Source organism: Lysinibacillus sp. NPDC093688 (assembly GCF_050280145.1).
In the GTDB taxonomy this organism is placed as follows: Bacteria; Bacillota; Bacilli; order Bacillales_A; family Planococcaceae; genus Lysinibacillus; species Lysinibacillus xylanilyticus_B.
This window is the reverse complement of the sequence record NZ_JBNNUX010000028.1, coordinates 48,992-63,465: the sequence shown is the minus strand read 5'-3', so window position 1 is coordinate 63,465 and position 14,474 is coordinate 48,992. Positions and strand designations below refer to the sequence as shown.

Below are 14,474 nucleotides of genomic sequence, written 5' to 3'. Positions count from 1 at the left end.
ATCCTGTGATAACGCCTTCGTGACCAACATCGTGTTGGCCCGAGACCCTGGAGCGAGCATCGCGAGTGAAGCGGCTCATCGGACGCCCCCAGGAAGCTCTGCTCTGCGCGAAAGCGAAGCGTCAGCGGCAAAGCGCCCAGCCGGAACGGAAATCAACCACACGTTTTGGTGATGATCCTAAAAATTAGGAGGATTTCGTTGTGACTAAACGTGCATTAATCAGTGTTTCCAATAAAGATGGTATTTTAGAATTTGCAAAAGAACTAGTAGCATTAGGTTATGAAATTTTATCAACTGGTGGTACGAAAAAAATGTTACAAGACAATAATGTTGCCGTAACAGCAGTAGATGAAGTAACTAAATTCCCTGAAATTTTAGATGGTCGTGTAAAAACTTTAAATCCAATGATTCACGGTGGACTATTAGGAAAGTTTGACGATGCCTCTCATCAAGCACAAATGAATGAGCATGGAATTGAGCCAATTGAGATTGTTTGTGTCAATCTTTACCCGTTTGTTGAAACAATTTCAAAGCCTAATGTAACATGGGATGATGCGATCGAAAATATCGACATCGGTGGTCCAACAATGTTACGTTCTGCAGCAAAAAACCATCAATATGTAACAGTAATTGTGGATAGCAATGACTATGCGAACGTATTAGAGGAACTAAAAGCTAATGGTGCAACGACTATCGAAACACGTCGTAAGTTAGCTGCAAAAGTTTTCCGTCACACAGCCGCTTATGATTCATATATATCAAACCACTTAACAGAAGAAGAGTTCCCAGAGAGCTTAACAATGACATATGAATTAAAACAAAACTTACGCTATGGTGAAAATCCTCATCAAAAAGCGGCATTCTATCAAAAGCGTCTAGGCTCTGATTTTTCATTAGCTTATGCTACGCAATTGCATGGTAAAGAATTATCATACAACAATATTCAGGACGGGAATGCAGCATTGCAAATTGTTAAAGAGTTTGAAATGCCTGCAGCAGTAGCTGTAAAGCACATGAATCCTTGTGGTGTTGGAACTGGCGCAACATTAGAAGAAGCGTTTGATAAAGCATATGAAGCAGATTCAACGTCTATTTTTGGTGGCATTATTGCTTTAAATATGGAAGTTGATGCAGCAACTGCTGAAAAATTAAGTCATATATTTTTAGAAATTATTATTGCACCAGCTTTCTCCCAAGAAGCTCTTGATATTTTAACGAAGAAGAAAAATATTCGTTTATTAACAATTCCTTTCGGTCAAGCAAAACAAGATAAATTCAATGTTGTATCGGTTGAAGGTGGTCTTCTTGTACAAGAACCAGATCGCTACGGTTTTTCTAATGCAGATATTAAAGTCGTCACAGACCGTGAACCGACAGCACAAGAATGGGAAGCATTACAACTTGGCTGGGCAGTTGTGAAGCACGTTAAATCTAATGCTATCATCGTTACAGATTCTCAAATGACACTTGGTGTTGGCGCTGGTCAAATGAACCGTGTTGGAGCAGCTAAAATCGCATTTGAGCAAGCTGGCGAAAAAGCAAAAGGTGCAGCGCTAGCATCAGATGCATTCTTCCCAATGAGCGATACTGTAGAAGCAGCTGCAGCGGCTGGTATTACAGCCATTATTCAACCAGGCGGCTCTATAAAAGATCAGGATTCAATCGATAAAGCAAATGAATACGGCATTGCAATGGTATTCACTGGCGTACGTCATTTCAAACACTAATTAAAACACGTTAAAAACTAGACCGAGATGTTGGTTCATCTCGGTCTTACTTACAAATAGGAGGATTCCCTAAAATGAAAGTATTAGTCATTGGAAGCGGCGGTCGTGAGCATGCTATCGCCAAACAATTTAGTGTTTCACCATCTGTCAATAAAGTATTTGTAGCACCTGGTAATGACGGTATGAGAGGCGATGCAGAGATCGTTGCTATTGATACAATGGATTTTGCAGGTCTAGCACAATTTGCGAAAGAAAATGCAGTAGATTTAACTTTTGTTGGTCCTGAGCAACCACTTGCTGAAGGAATCGTGGATTTCTTTAATACTCGTGGTTTACGAGTATTTGGTCCAACAAAGGCAGCAGCACAAATCGAAAGCAGTAAATCATACGCTAAGGATATTATGAATAAATATCATATCCCAACAGCAGCCCATGAAACGTTCACTGAAGCAGATAAGGCTATCGCCTATATTAAAGAGCAAGGTGCACCAATCGTTATCAAAGCAGATGGATTGGCAGCTGGTAAAGGTGTAGTTGTAGCAATGACTGAAGATGAAGCAATTGAAGCTGTACAGGATATGATTGGGAACCAACGTTTTGGTGAATCATCTTCACGTGTTGTCATTGAAGAATTCCTAGAAGGAGAAGAATTCTCCTTTATGTCATTTGTCCATAAAGGTCAGATTTATCCAATGGTCATTGCTCAAGATCATAAACGTGCTTATGATGGCGATAAAGGACCGAACACAGGTGGTATGGGAGCCTATTCCCCAGTACCTCAAATTTCAAAAGACGTAGTGGATGAAGCGTACAAGACAATTGTCGAACCGACCGTGAAAGGTATGGAGGCAGATGGTGTATCGTTTACAGGAATTTTATATGCAGGATTGATTTTAACGAAAAATGGTCCAAAAGTGATTGAGTTTAATGCACGCTTTGGTGATCCAGAAACACAAGTAGTTTTACCACGTATGGCATCTGATTTTGGTGCATTTATGACAACATTGATGGATGAGAAGCCATTTGATTTGCAATGGTCTGAAGAAGCAATGCTAGGCGTAGTAATTGCCGCTGAAGGCTATCCAGGGGACGTTGAAAAAGGACATGCATTACCTAACCTAGAGGCTCTATCAGATTCACACGCGGTATTCCATGCAGGTACAAAGCTTGTAGATGAAAAGTTTGTAGGGAATGGTGGCCGAGTTTTATTAGTTGGAGCAAAAGCCTCAACTTTAAAAGAGGCACAAGAAAAAGTATACGCAGGCATTGCAACAGAAAAATGGGACAATTTCTTCTACCGTAAAGATATCGGCTGGCGTACGTTTAAGTAGTAGTTGAGTAATTATAGATTTATAATTGCCCGATAAAGGGATATTTTGTTTACATTTTGCTTAAGTTTATAACCATAGCGTGGGGTTGATTTCCGTTCCGACTGGGCGCTTTGTTGTTGCTGTCGCTACGCTTTCGCACAGATAAAACATTTGCTGACGCTTCGCTTTCGCGCAGAGCAAAGCTTCCTGGGGGCGTCCGATGAGCCGCTTCACTCGCGTTGCTTGCTCCAGGGTCTTGGGCCAACATGATGTTGGTCACGAAGGAGTCGCCCAGTCTCCACTCCAATCAACTTATTTACATAGCAAATGTTTTAATAAATGTCGTCCCAAACTTTTAGTATAAATCCTAATTAGAAGAAGCTTGGTTAGGTTGCGGGCAAATAAATAACGCACTTTAATTAAATGTTTTAATCGTGTTGAGAAACTTCTTTAGGCGTGTTGGTTAGGGAAAAATAGGTTTATTATTGCGATAAAAGGATTTTTTTATTGCTATTTTGCCAAATATATTTCCATTTTCAACTGATTGTAGCGTAGGGCTACTCGACTCCCGCGGGAAAGCGAGACAGACGAGACCCTGAGGCCAACATGATGTTGGTCACGAAGGCATTGTCACAGGACGTGACGCATTTAGCCTTCGTTCCTTTAGCGGAGGAAGCGGCTCGACGCTCGCCCGCAAGAAAGCGAGTAGCCCGTAGCGGAAATCAGAGCCTTTGAAATAATGAAAATGATTAACCTTAATTAAATATTTTAGTCATACTGTGAAACTTCTTATTGTTTTCAAACGTATGATTTACAAGGGTGAAAGCCGTCTCAACAATACAGTTGAGACGGCTCCTTTGACTAAGAAGGATTTTGTGCATTATTTGTGGAACTTTTACTTCCCGAGGAATTTTGATTGGAAGTGCTGGAGTCAGATTGCTTTGACGCAGTTGCGTTTGATCCTGACATATTTCCAGTTATTACGGAGGAGAAATCCTTCATGAGTTTATCGATTTGTTCAGATGACATAGAATTTTGGCCACTGAGCATACTTTGCATAGAAGAGTTGTTGCCAGTGTTCATAGCACCCTCCATACTTGAGCTCAGTAAAGCTTTAGTAGGGCAATACTTAAAGATACCCTCAGCCATTTTCATGGCACCAAAAGCAATCATCAATCGACCTGCCGTACAGTTAGGATTTCTTGAGACCTTAGCGATACCAAATGCCGTTAAACTTGTACCCATGGCAAAGCGACAAAATGCATTTTTTTCGCTTAAATTCGTTTCCTGCATCATCATTTTCCTCCTTTAGTCGTTGTGGAAAAAATAAAGCGGGGGCACTTTGCTTTATGAAAGTGCTGTGTTACGATTGAAACAAGATGATTACATAAAGCACTAAATTTACGAAAGAAAGCGTTTATGCAGTAGTAGTATGTGAATTCAAGTAGGATTTACACAATGAAATTTTACGTAATTTAGGAAGGAGCAGATAGAATGGATCCAGTATGGAAAATTACAGAATTACGCCAACAATTAGCTGTAATTGATGGTAAAAAAGCACCTGATATTGTATTGAAAAATGCGCGTTATTTACATAGCATGCTCAAACAATGGGTCGTAGGGAACATTTGGATTTTAGGAGATCGTATTGTTTATGCTGGTGATAGAATGCCTCCGTTATTAGAGGGGACAGAGGTGGTCGATTGTACGAATAAAACAATTGTACCAGGATATATTGAGCCACATGTTCATCCGTTCCAGTTATACCATCCACAATCTTTTGCTGATTTTTGTGGACAGCTAGGCACTACAACTTTTATTTCAGATAATTTAAGCTTCGTTTTATCTTTAGAAAATAAGAAAGCGTTTTCAATTTTGGATGATTTGAAAAAGCTACCGTTTTCATTTTATTGGTGGACTCGTTTTGATTCGCAAACTGAAATGGAGCAGGAGGAAGAGATTTTTTCTAATACGTCCATTTTAGAGTGGTTAGAACGAGATGACGTTTTACTTGGAGGAGAATTAACGGGCTGGCCAAGGTTGTTACATGGAGATGACCAAATGCTTTATCGCATGCAAATGGCTAAGGGCTACGGAAAAAAAATTGAAGGGCACTTCCCTGGTGCATCAGAACGAACTTTAGCGCGTATGAAGCTACTTGGTGCGGATGGTGATCATGAAGCTATGACAGTGGAAGAAGTGGAGCGACGTATTATGCAAGGATATGCTGTAACGCTGCGTCATTCTTCCATACGTCCAGACTTACCACATCTATTAAAAGGAATCGTCGAAAAAGAACTGCCTATTTTTGATCATTTAATGATGACAACAGATGGGTCGACACCCTCTTTTCATGACGATGGCGTGATGGATAAATGTATTCAAGTAGCCTTAGATGCAGGTGTAGCACCAATCGATGCTTATCAAATGGCTTCTTATAATGTGGCACGCTATTATAATATGACCAGCTTACATGGCTTTATCGCAACTGGTCGATTTGCTTCCCTTAATATTTTACAAGATGAATGGCACCCAGTTCCTGAGAGTGTTCTATCGAAGGGTGTTTGGTTAAAACGTGATGGAGAGCAAGTGCAAAAACTTGCAGCAATTGATTATTCAGCGTTTCCTGCATTTGACTTAGATTTTTCATTAACGTCTCATGATTTTCAATTCTCGATGCCGTTTGGAATTGAGTTAGTAAATGATGTTATTACCAAACCATATAATTCATTAATTACTAGAGAAGGGCAGCTTGCAGATCACGATGAATGTTATTTAATGCTTATTAATAGAGATGGCAATTGGCATGTTAACACGATGATTAAAGGTTTTGCTTCTAGTGTTCAAGGCTTTGCTTCATCTTATTCGAATACAGGCGATATTTTGCTAATCGGAAAAAATAAAGATGATATGATTACAGCTTTTGAAGAAATGAAGGCGATGCGTGGTGGGATTGTACTTGCTGAAAAGGGTGAAGTAATTGCATCTATTCCATTAACTATTGGTGGTCTTTTACATGATGGGAATGTTAAGGCGCTATCAGAAAAAGAGAAGGTCTTAAAACAAGCATTAGCGGAACGTGGTTACCACTTAGGAGACGCAATTTATTCTTTATTATTTTTACAATCTACACATTTACCATATATCAGGATAACACCAAAAGGGATTTTTGATGTTATGAAGAATAAGTTATTATTACCAGCAGTGATGCGTTAGTTGAAGCTTCCTTATGGTATAGCCACAACAATTACAGTTAGATGTAATTGATTAAAGGAGAGTAATGCTTGTGTTCAAATCAAAGAAACTATTTATCGCAATGGCTTTTAGTACTTTGTTGATAGGAGGATGTTCTAAAAACTCGTCGGAAGTAAAGGAAGACGATACGAACAAGGTTGATGAAGAAACAGCTATTGAAGAGCCCGCTCAAGAGGGGGCTGAGGTTGCTCCGTTAACAGGTGAAGCTGTGAAGGAAGAAATTACGCAACGCCCAATTATGGTTACAATTAATAATCATCAGAAGGCACGTCCGCAATCAGGAATTGAAGCGGCGGATATTATTTATGAAATGCTAGCTGAAGGCGATGTTACGCGTTTATTAGCAGTGTATCAAAGTGAATTACCAGAAACTGTAGGGCCAGTTCGTAGTGCTCGATCTTATTTTATTGATCTTGCAAAAGGCTTTGATGCATTTTATGTAGCACATGGCTATAGCCCTGAGGCAAAATCGATGCTTTCTAATAATGTAGTCGACAATATAAATGGCATGGAATATGATGGCACACTTTTTAAACGCTCAAAAGATCGTGTTGCTCCACACAACTCGTATATTACGTCTGAAAATATCGTAAATGGGGCGAAAAAAGTGGGCGCTTCAATGAGTTACCGTGAAAAAGTAAATCAGGCTTTTTATGAACCCGATGAACGTGGTAAAATAGGCATTGAAACAAGTCGAGTTGACATTAACTACGGAAATAGTGAGTATTTCCATAATTCGTATTTGTATGATCATCAAAGTAATCGTTATGGACGACAATCGGCTGGCGTTGACACAAAGGATATGTTAACTGGCGACACGTTATCAATTGCAAATGTTCTATTTTTTGAAATGAAACATCGAACGATTGATAATGAGGGGCGCCAAGAAATTGATTTAACTTCTGGTGGAAATGCGTATGTATTTCAAAATGGCTATATGAGAGAAGTCAAATGGGCTAATATTGATGGAATACCAATGGCTGTAGAAGAGTCTGGGGAACTTGTGAAGCTAGTACCAGGGAAGTCTTGGGTTCATTTTGTACCAACCTCACCAGGATTAAAAGCAATGGTGAAAACGCAGCCTTAAAGGGAGGAAGATTGCATGCAAATCGAAAAAATTCGAGGGCATCAAACAGATCAATTATTTAAAGCAGTGTTAGAGCTGAAAGACATCGAAGAATGCTATAAGTTTTTTGATGATTTATGTACGATTAGTGAAATTCAATCGCTGGCACAACGCTTTGAGGTTGCACATTTACTACGTTTAAAGAAAACCTACGAATCCATTAAAAAGGAAACAGGAGCAAGTACAGCAACTATTTCGCGTGTACGCCGTTGCTTTGACTATGGGAATGATACGTATGATGAAATGTTAGGTCGTCTGTATCCAGATGAAAAGCCATTTCAAGCACCAAAAGAATAGTAGATAAAGAGGCTGGGTAGAGGTTCTGCTCAGTCTTTTTCATTTTTTTGTAGACAGTCATAAGCTATACTTGTAAACAAATAGATAGAAAATGATAGGTGGTAAAATAGATGGATTATTTAGAATGGAGACATGTGTTCAAGCTAGACCCAGCTAAAGATATTTCAGATGAGGCACTAGAAAGAATTTGTGAATCAGGGACAGATGTTATTATTGTTGGCGGAACAGACGGTGTAACTTTAGATGGTGTATTAGATTTGCTTGTTCGTGTAAGACGCTTTGAAGTACCGATAGCGCTTGAAATTTCTAATATTGATTCAGTAACGCCAGGTTATGACTATTATTTCATTCCAACCGTGTTAAATAGTGATGATCCAAAGTGGATTAAAAATCTACACCATGAAGCAATTAAAGAATATGGAGATATTATGGTATGGGATGAATTAGTCGCTGAAGGTTATTGTATTTTAAATCCGAGTTGTAAAGTAGCGGAAGTAACGAATGCGAAAACCGATCTATCGATAGATGATGTTGTTGCTTACGCACGTATGGCTGAAAATTACTTTAGACTACCTGTATTTTATGTAGAGTATAGCGGTACTTTTGGAGATATTGAGGTTGTAAGTGCTGTTAAAAATGAACTGAAAAATACTCGACTGTTTTACGGTGGCGGCATTACATCTGCTAACCAAGCAGCGGAAATGGCAAAATATGCAGATACAGTAGTAGTTGGTAATATTATTTACCAAGATTTAAAAGCTGCACTTGCGACTGTTAAGGCTGTTAAAAATAATATATAATTTAAGAACAAATGTTTGTAAGGCGGTGCGAAATGGAGCAGTTAACGAAAAACTTATTAGCAGGTATGAACCTTGAGCAGGAAAATGCGGTCAAAACAACTGACGGACCGCTTCTAATTATGGCGGGTGCTGGATCAGGGAAAACACGTGTATTGACACATCGTATTGCATACCTAATCATTGAAAAAGAGGTATATCCGTCAAAGATTTTAGCAATCACATTTACAAATAAAGCTGCACGTGAAATGCGAGAGCGTATAGATGGCATTCTCGGTAACGGAACTGGCGATAGTATGTGGGTATCGACCTTCCACTCCATGTGTGTGCGAATTTTACGACGCAATATTGATCAGCTAGGGATATCACGTAACTTTTCAATTTTAGATTCGACTGATCAGCTATCAGTTGTTAAAAATGTTATGAAGGATGAAAATATTGACACGAAGCGTTTTGAACCGCGTGCGATTTTAAATGCGATTAGTTCTGCCAAAAACGAATGTATAGCTGCAGACGATTATGCAGGTCAAATCAATGAAAATAATCCTTACGAAAAAACGATTGCCCGGGTTTATAAAGGTTATGAAAAAAGACTACGCCGCAATCAATCACTCGATTTTGATGATTTAATTATGACAACTATTACATTATTCAAGCGTGTGCCAGAAGTGCTTGAATACTATCAAAATAAATTCCAATATATCCATGTAGATGAATATCAAGATACGAATAAATCTCAATATTTACTTGTTCAGATGCTTGCCAAGAAATTTAAAAATATTTGTGTTGTAGGTGATTCAGACCAATCGATTTATCGTTGGCGTGGTGCAGACATTGGCAATATTCTTTCATTCGAAAAGGATTATCCAAATGCTAAGGTCATTATGCTTGAGCAAAATTATCGTTCAACAAAACGCATCCTACAAGCAGCAAATGACGTCATTCAAAATAATACAACACGTTATCCAAAGGAACTGCGTACAGAAAATGCAGAGGGTGAAAAAATCGTATTGTACAAAGCGTATAACGAGCAAGAGGAAGCACAATTCGTTGTACAAACAATCCAACAGCATATTCAAAAAGAAAATCGTTCTTTTGATGACTTTGCGATACTCTATCGTACAAATGCTCAGTCTCGTGTAATGGAGGAAGTGCTTGTTAAGTCTAATATGTCCTATCAAATAGTTGGTGGTACTAAGTTCTATGATCGTAAAGAGATTAAGGATTTACTTGCCTACTTGCGTCTTATTGCCAACAATGATGATGATTTATCACTAGCACGTATTATCAATGAGCCAAAGCGTAGTATAGGTGCAACTTCCTTTGAAAAAATGGCGCGCTATGCGATTGATCAAGAGCGCTCAATTTTTGATGCCATGAATGATCTTGTTTTCATGGGGCTTACAGGGAAAGCTGCTAATTCAGCTGAGCAATTTTATGCGATGATTAAAGGTTTTACAGAGATGCAAGATTATTTATCGGTGACAGAAATTGTAGAGCAGGTCATTGATAAGTCTGGTTATCGTGCCATGCTACAAAACGAAAAGACGATTGAAGCAGAAAGCCGCTTAGAAAATATTGAAGAATTTTTATCAGTAACAAAGGCTTTCGAGGAGCGCAGTGAGGAAAAGAGCTTAGTTGCCTTTTTAACAGATTTAGCGCTAATTGCAGATATTGATGCACTTGATAAAGATGATACATCGAAGGGCAACATTATTTTAATGACGATGCATGCCGCAAAGGGCTTAGAATTCCCGATCGTTTTTATCATTGGAATGGAGGAGAATATCTTCCCACATTCTCGTTCACTTGATGATATGGATGAAATGGAGGAAGAACGTCGTTTAGCCTACGTAGGTATAACTCGTGCAGAGGAACGTTTATATTTAACGAGTGCACAGAGTCGTACGATTTTTGGTCGTTCTAGCTATAACAATGTCTCACGTTTCTTAGGAGAAATTTCGGAGGATATTACACAATCGGTTTCCAAAGGTGGTGCGAAGCCTGAAGTTCCGTTTGCCTCTAGCAATCGTTCAACAGGTGGCTATCAAAAACGTACACTTGGAGCAATTCAGAAAACGCAGCCTGCAACAACTCGTTTACAAACAACTGGTGGGGACCAATTTGGCTGGAAGGCTGGAGACAAAGCAATCCATAAAAAATGGGGAACAGGTATGGTTGTTAGTGTAAAAGGTGAGGGTGATAGTACAGAGCTAGATATTGCATTTCCACAGCCTATTGGTATTAAGCGATTACTAGCACAATTTGCACCTATTGAAAAAGGGTAACCGGGGGAACTTAAATGAACGAAATTGAACAGCGCGTTGTTGAATTAAATAAATTGTTACATGAATACGGTCATGCCTATTATGTGTTGGATAAACCTGTCGTAGCAGATAGTGTTTATGATCAATTATTACATGAACTTATTGCATTAGAAGAAGCGAATCCGTCACTCATTTATCCAGATTCACCGACACAGCGTGTTGGTGGAGCAGTGGTAGAAGGCTTTAAAAAAGTGACTCACGATTACCCTATGCTAAGTCTATCAAACGCTTTTAATGAAGAAGACTTACGTGAATTTGACCGTAAAGTGCGTCAAGCAATCGGTGATAAATTCTCCTATGTTTGCGAGCTAAAAATTGATGGTCTTGCCATTTCTTTAAAATACGGAAACGGCGTTTTTGTACAAGGAGCAACACGAGGAGACGGTGTTGTAGGGGAAGATATTACAGCAAATTTGAAAACGATTCGAGCAATACCACTTCGATTGAAGGAACCAATTACAATTGAAGTACGTGGTGAGGCGTATATGCCTAAAAAATCATTTGAAAATTTGAATTCCCTACGTGCTGATAATGGAGAAGAATTATTTGCTAACCCGAGAAATGCGGCTGCAGGCTCTTTACGCCAATTAGATCCTAAAATAGCAGCGAGTCGTCAACTATCGACCTTTATTTATGCAATTGGGGGAGATGGCGAGGCATATGGTATTGACGGTCATGCAGAGATGCTTGATTATTTAGAGGGACTAGGTTGCCCATCAAACAAAGAGCGTCAACGCTGCTCAACAATTGAAGAGGTACTAGCCTTTATCGAGAAATGGACTGAAAACCGCCCGAATTTAGCCTATGAAATTGACGGCATTGTCATTAAGGTGGATCGCTATGCCCAGCAGGATGAGCTAGGTTATACAGCAAAGAGTCCACGTTGGGCAATTGCTTATAAATTCCCTGCTGAGGAAGTAGTCACAACATTACTTGATATTGATTTAACGGTTGGGCGTACAGGGGTTGTTACACCAACTGCTATTTTATCGCCTGTTCAAGTGGCAGGTACGACGGTTCAACGGGCATCATTACACAATGAGGATTTAATTCGAGATAAAGATATTCGTCTAGGAGATACAGTCATTATCCGAAAAGCCGGAGATATTATTCCGCAAGTTGTCGGTGTAATACTGGAGCAGCGCCCTGAGGACTCAGTTCCGTATGTAATGCCTGAAAATTGTCCTGTTTGTGAGAGCGATCTTATTCGTATTGAAGGAGAAGTGGCCTTACGTTGTGTAAATCCTGCATGTTTTGCGCAAATTGCAGAGAGCATTAAATATTTTGTATCGCGTAATGCGATGAATATCGACGGTCTTGGTGATAAGGTCGTTGAGCAATTATTACGTGCAGATTTAATTCATGATGTCTCTGATTTATATCACTTAACAGAGGAACGGCTTGTCGAGCTTGAGCGTATGGGAGAAAAATCGGCGGCGAATTTAGTCAATGCTATCCAGGCTTCCAAAGAAAATTCGATGGAGCGTTTACTAATTGGATTAGGGATACGACATGTTGGTGAAAAGGCAGCGAAAATTGTTTCAGAGGAGTTTGGAACAATGGAAGCGGTGATGGCTGCAACAGAGGAGCAACTCGTAGCGATACATGAAATTGGCGATAAAATGGCCTCATCACTTGTCGAGTATTTTTCAAATGAGGATGCACGTGCAGTCATCGGGCGCCTTGCTGAAGCAGGCGTCAATATGACGTATAAAGGTAAAAAGGTAGAGGTAGCTGTAGGGGATAATCCTTTTGCAGGTAAAACTATCGTATTAACTGGTAAACTTGAGCAATTGACACGTAACGAAGCAAAGGCGAAAATAGAAGAGTTAGGTGGTAGTGTTACAGGCAGTGTCAGCAAAAAAACGGATCTTGTCATTGCAGGGGCAGATGCTGGTTCTAAACTAACAAAAGCCGAGCAGTTAGGTATTGAAGTTTGGAATGAAGACGGCCTGATTGAGCAACTTAACCTCGCTCGATAATGGAAAATATCAGGTTCATCATCAAAAGTTGAGGATGACATTTGTTAAAATGCATACCTTATATAAATTGATCTTCGTTACGACTGGGAGACTCCTTGGGGCTCATCGGACGCCCCCAGGAAGCTTTGCTCTGTGCGAAAGCGTAGCGACAGCAACAACAAAGCGCCCAGTCGGAACGGAAATCAATCACACGTTATGGTGATGATCTAAATATTATAGTAAAGTAAGATGAATTGTCCGTCCTTTCCACAGATAGGTATGAACAATTCGTCAAGCAAAATCTGAACATTAGTAAAGGAGTACTAAAATAATGAAGTCATTTCGACTCATTCCAGCAATTGTCGCCGCTGCAATGCTAGTCGGCTGTGTGCCTTCTGATAAGAAGGAGACAGAGCTAACACAGGAGACGCAACAGGAAAAAGCGGAAACAACAATTATTCCAAGCTTACAAATTGATGACTCATATTATAGAACGCTAATACCTTATAAAGAAAGTGCTAGCAGGGGATTAGTAGTTTCAAATATGTTTACAAAATATGATATGAAGGAAGTTGAAACAGGTTTAATGCGTCTTTCTCAAAATGAGTTTGACACAGAAAACTATTTCTTCCAAGAGGGGCAATATTTAGCTGGAAACACAGTGACAAATTGGCTTTCCCGTAGTTCACAAAAGAAGGATGGTTTAAATCCTCCAACGACGGAATCAATGTCGCCAGAAGAACGTGCAACAAAGGCCCCAATCTATTTAGCACATATTGTTGAGCAAAATTATTTAACAAAAACTAGTGATAACAAAGTAAAATTAGGCGGTATTTCGATAGGACTTGCCTTAAACTCTATTTATTACTATCAAAAAGAAAAATATGGGGAATACTATGAGAAACCAATTGAGGAGGCAGTACTGATTGAGCAAGGGAAGAAGATGGCCGCAGAAATTGTGTCTCGCCTAAGAACCCGTGATGAATTGAAAGATGTACCGATTGTTGTAGGCTTATTTAAACAAAAAGCGCGCAATGACATTATTCCAGGAACGTATTTTAACTATGGCGTAGCCAAGGCTGGACAAAACGACGTAGCTGAGTGGAAAGCTATGGATGAAGAATATGTACTGTTCCCAACGAGTGAATCACAGGATGTATACAGAGATGTTAGCAATAACTTTAAGAATTTTAAACAAGATGTAGATAAATATTTTTCAAACTATACTAGTGTGATAGGAACAGGCTTTTACCAAGACAAAAAAATTCAAAAGCTATCGATTGAAGTGCCCATCCAATTCTTTAGCAAGCTTGAAATTACAGGCTTTACTCAATATTTAACAGGTGTTCTGATCAATCAATTTGATAACGTCAATGTTGAAGTAAGTATCACCTCAATTAACGGTCCAGAGGCATTAATCGTAAAGAATGCCAACGAAAAGGAACCATACGTCCATGTCTATTAAAATATAGTCAGCCTTGTGCTGACTATATTTTTTTTATGGGAGGAAAATGAGATTAAGGGCGACGGAAAGCCTGGTCGAAGTGACGGATAGAAAAGCAAAAGCGACGGAAAGACTCCTTGTATCGACGGAAAGAACGATCGAAACGACGGAAAGAAAAAGAGCGACGGAAAGCCCAGTCGAAGTGACGGATAGAAAAGCAAAAGCGACGG

Annotated in this window: 10 protein-coding genes; 9 read left to right on the top strand and 1 reads right to left on the bottom strand. The window is 39.5% G+C overall.

Features of this window, described 5'->3' with window-relative positions:
* Positions 1–200: 200 nt before the first annotated feature.
* The gene (gene purH / locus ACQKN2_RS18880; RefSeq protein WP_427416307.1) at positions 201–1,727 is read left to right on the top strand and encodes a bifunctional phosphoribosylaminoimidazolecarboxamide formyltransferase/IMP cyclohydrolase; all 1,527 of its coding nucleotides are present in this window, start codon (positions 201–203) and stop codon (positions 1,725–1,727) included.
* A 74-nt stretch (positions 1,728–1,801) separates the two neighbouring features.
* A complete protein-coding gene (gene purD / locus ACQKN2_RS18875; RefSeq protein ID WP_427416306.1) occupies positions 1,802–3,058 on the top strand; it encodes a phosphoribosylamine--glycine ligase in 1,257 nt (418 codons plus the stop codon).
* Between the two features lie 840 nt (positions 3,059–3,898).
* Here the strand turns inward: purD and ACQKN2_RS18870 are convergent.
* A complete protein-coding gene (locus ACQKN2_RS18870) occupies positions 3,899–4,333 on the bottom strand; it encodes a hypothetical protein (protein ID WP_427416305.1) in 435 nt (144 codons plus the stop codon).
* Between the two features lie 198 nt (positions 4,334–4,531).
* On the opposite strand from ACQKN2_RS18870, the gene ACQKN2_RS18865 reads away from it, so the two are divergent.
* The 7 genes from ACQKN2_RS18865 (at position 4,532) to ACQKN2_RS18835 (ending at position 14,265) form a co-directional block, all read left to right on the top strand.
* Positions 4,532–6,253 (top strand): adenine deaminase C-terminal domain-containing protein, encoded by a 1,722-nt coding sequence (locus tag ACQKN2_RS18865; protein ID WP_427416304.1) that lies wholly within the window; start codon positions 4,532–4,534, stop codon positions 6,251–6,253.
* A gap of 70 nt (positions 6,254–6,323) precedes the next feature.
* Entirely contained in the window at positions 6,324–7,379 is a 1,056-nt protein-coding gene (locus ACQKN2_RS18860) for a DUF3048 domain-containing protein (RefSeq protein WP_427416303.1), read from the top strand.
* A 15-nt stretch (positions 7,380–7,394) separates the two neighbouring features.
* On the top strand, positions 7,395–7,715 hold the full coding sequence (locus ACQKN2_RS18855) for a YerC/YecD family TrpR-related protein (RefSeq protein WP_004225717.1): 321 nt from the start codon (positions 7,395–7,397) through the stop codon (positions 7,713–7,715).
* A 110-nt stretch (positions 7,716–7,825) separates the two neighbouring features.
* Positions 7,826–8,515: a heptaprenylglyceryl phosphate synthase gene (locus tag ACQKN2_RS18850; RefSeq protein WP_427416302.1), complete on the top strand. Its 690-nt coding sequence runs from the start codon at positions 7,826–7,828 to the stop codon at positions 8,513–8,515.
* Between the two features lie 32 nt (positions 8,516–8,547).
* The gene (pcrA, locus tag ACQKN2_RS18845) at positions 8,548–10,800 is read left to right on the top strand and encodes a DNA helicase PcrA (RefSeq protein ID WP_427416301.1); all 2,253 of its coding nucleotides are present in this window, start codon (positions 8,548–8,550) and stop codon (positions 10,798–10,800) included.
* A 14-nt stretch (positions 10,801–10,814) separates the two neighbouring features.
* Complete coding sequence (gene ligA / locus ACQKN2_RS18840; protein ID WP_427416300.1) at positions 10,815–12,821, top strand: NAD-dependent DNA ligase LigA; 2,007 nt, start codon at positions 10,815–10,817, stop codon at positions 12,819–12,821.
* Between the two features lie 310 nt (positions 12,822–13,131).
* Positions 13,132–14,265 (top strand): CamS family sex pheromone protein, encoded by a 1,134-nt coding sequence (locus tag ACQKN2_RS18835; protein WP_427416299.1) that lies wholly within the window; start codon positions 13,132–13,134, stop codon positions 14,263–14,265.
* Positions 14,266–14,474 lie beyond the last annotated feature (209 nt).

Coding starts and splice junctions, on each gene's coding strand:
- ACQKN2_RS18870 (WP_427416305.1), bottom strand. CDS start 4,333: ATGATGCAGGAAACGAATTTAAGCGAAAAAAATGCATTTTGTCGCTTT.
- ACQKN2_RS18865 (WP_427416304.1), top strand. CDS start 4,532: ATGGATCCAGTATGGAAAATTACAGAATTACGCCAACAATTAGCTGTA.
- pcrA (WP_427416301.1), top strand. CDS start 8,548: ATGGAGCAGTTAACGAAAAACTTATTAGCAGGTATGAACCTTGAGCAG.
- ligA (WP_427416300.1), top strand. CDS start 10,815: ATGAACGAAATTGAACAGCGCGTTGTTGAATTAAATAAATTGTTACAT.
- ACQKN2_RS18850 (WP_427416302.1), top strand. CDS start 7,826: ATGGATTATTTAGAATGGAGACATGTGTTCAAGCTAGACCCAGCTAAA.
- purD (WP_427416306.1), top strand. CDS start 1,802: ATGAAAGTATTAGTCATTGGAAGCGGCGGTCGTGAGCATGCTATCGCC.
- ACQKN2_RS18855 (WP_004225717.1), top strand. CDS start 7,395: ATGCAAATCGAAAAAATTCGAGGGCATCAAACAGATCAATTATTTAAA.
- ACQKN2_RS18835 (WP_427416299.1), top strand. CDS start 13,132: ATGAAGTCATTTCGACTCATTCCAGCAATTGTCGCCGCTGCAATGCTA.